This is a genomic window from Thermogutta sp. (genome assembly GCF_014359955.1).
Classification (GTDB): Bacteria; Planctomycetota; Planctomycetia; order Pirellulales; family Thermoguttaceae; genus Thermogutta.
In genome coordinates this window covers 1-1,961 of the sequence record NZ_JACIYL010000801.1, presented here as the reverse complement: position 1 = coordinate 1,961, position 1,961 = coordinate 1, and the positions used below count along the sequence as shown (strand labels likewise).

Genomic DNA, 1,961 nt, shown 5'->3' with positions numbered 1-1,961 from the left:
ATTCTGCCAACAACTCGGTGGCAAGCGATGGGTTTCACACGGAACAAGCTGGCCAGGTGGAGATTGAGACCGGTCAACAGTTTCGCCAGCCCATCGAGGTATCTTTCCCAGCGACTTTGTCTCCTGGACGTTACCTCCTTTCTGCTGAGTTTCTCTTCAGTACCGGCGAGCGACAATCAGATGTATGTCGCTTGGAGGTGATTTCACCGCCAAAGGCTGAGACTTTGGCAAACGAAGTGAGAGCAAAAGGTGCCAAGATCGGGGTGTTTGATCCAGTGGGAGAAACGACCGCGCTTTTGAAACAGCTCGGAATTGGATTTCAGACGATTTCGGCAAACGACGATCCCTCGGCACTCGATCTGCTGATCATCGGAAAGAAGGCCCTCACGGTGGATGGACCCGCTCCCTCAATCCAGGCTGTGCGCAGCGGTTTGAAGGTGCTCGTCTTCGAACAGACAGGGGAGGTCATGGAAAAGCGCTTGGGCTTTCGAATCGCCGAATATGGACTGCGTCAGGTGTTTCCGCGGGTTCCAGATCACCCCGTCCTGGAAGGACTCAGCGCGGAGCATTTCCACGATTGGCGTGGCAGTGCCACACTGCTTGCTCCGCGACTGGAATATCTTCCCAGCGACCGCTGTGCGGGGGCACCGACCGTCCGATGGTGTGGCCTCGAGGTGACCCGGCTTTGGCGCTGCGGCAACCGCGGGAACGTCGCCTCCGCCCTCCTGGAGAAACCTCAACGAGGCGACTTTCTTCCGATCCTGGACGGCGGTTTCGCTTCCCAATACACCCCACTTGTGGAATATCGAGAGGGCAAAGGCTGCGTCCTGTTCTGCCAGCTCGATGTTACGGGTCGGACCGAACGCGACCCAGTCGCGGAACAGATCGTTGTCAATATGCTTCGCTACCTGACCACAGGCGACCTTTCCGCACCTCCGGAGCGGCGCGCCGTCTATGTGGGGGACCAGTCCGGCAGGGTGTACCTGACCCAACTGGGAGTCCCACTTGCTGAAGTTCCGGTAGAAAAACTCACTTCTGAACACGTGCTGGTTGTCGGGCGAGGTGCGGAGAAGCAACTCCTGGGAAAACGAGAAGTGATCGCAAACTGGCTGGCGGCTGGCGGCCGCATGCTCCTTTTGGGGATGGAAGGAAACGAGGTGAACTCGTTCCTCCCGGCTGTGGTGAGAACGGAGTCCAGGGAATACATCAATTCCTTTTTCACGCAACCATCCTTTGCCAGCGTCTTTGCTGGAATCGCGCCGGCAGACGTTCACAATCGCGATCCCCGAAACCTTCCAGTCCTGGCTGAAGGAGCGGAAAAATTATGCGATGTCCTTGGGGAAACCAGACAAGGACAAATTGTGTTCTGCCAGCTTCTCCCCTTCGACTTTGTGAAGGAACCTGACGCTGTACCCGATTTCCGGGTCGTCACGGACGACCACCACGAGGGTCGTGCCTGTGCCGAAGTTACCATGGCCACTGTACCTTGGGCGCAACTCGGACAAAAAATAGCTAGCGGATCTGTAGGAAAGACGTACACCTTCAGCGCTTGGGTCAAACCGCTAGGAAAACCCGCGTCTGTGCGTCTGGAAGTGGAGCAGGCTGGCCCACCGTGGACTCGACTGGCCCGGGGTAAAGACGTGATCCTCTCGCCGGATCAGTGGTCGGAAGTCCGGCTCAGTTTCACAGTGACGAATGCTTATCCAGAAGGCTGGCAGGCTTATCTCCATGTGGGCCAGCCGGAAGTGCGTCTTCGCGTGGACACGGTGCGGCTGGTTGAACAATCCGGAGATCCCAACTCGGGAGCTGGGACCTCGAAAAACCTGTTTGTCAACGGCGATTTTGAAGACGGAACAAACCCCTGGTACTTCAACTGGACAACCGAGCAACAGAACCTGCGGAAGACGTTCCGCCGGACGGCCGTCATGTTCAGCCGAGTTCTCGCCAACATGGGCCTTCGG

At 57.5% G+C, this 1,961-nt stretch carries 2 protein-coding genes; both read left to right on the top strand.

Annotation, left to right across the window (positions count from 1 at the left end; genetic code table 11):
- Positions 1-201 (top strand): hypothetical protein (locus H5U08_RS17100; protein WP_297035853.1); only part of this gene is annotated, 201 nt, incomplete at its 5' end.
- Positions 202-236: 35 nt separating this feature from the next.
- Positions 237-1,961, top strand: a 1,725-nt coding sequence (locus H5U08_RS17095; protein WP_297035851.1) for a carbohydrate binding domain-containing protein, incomplete at its 3' end; no start/stop codon positions are given.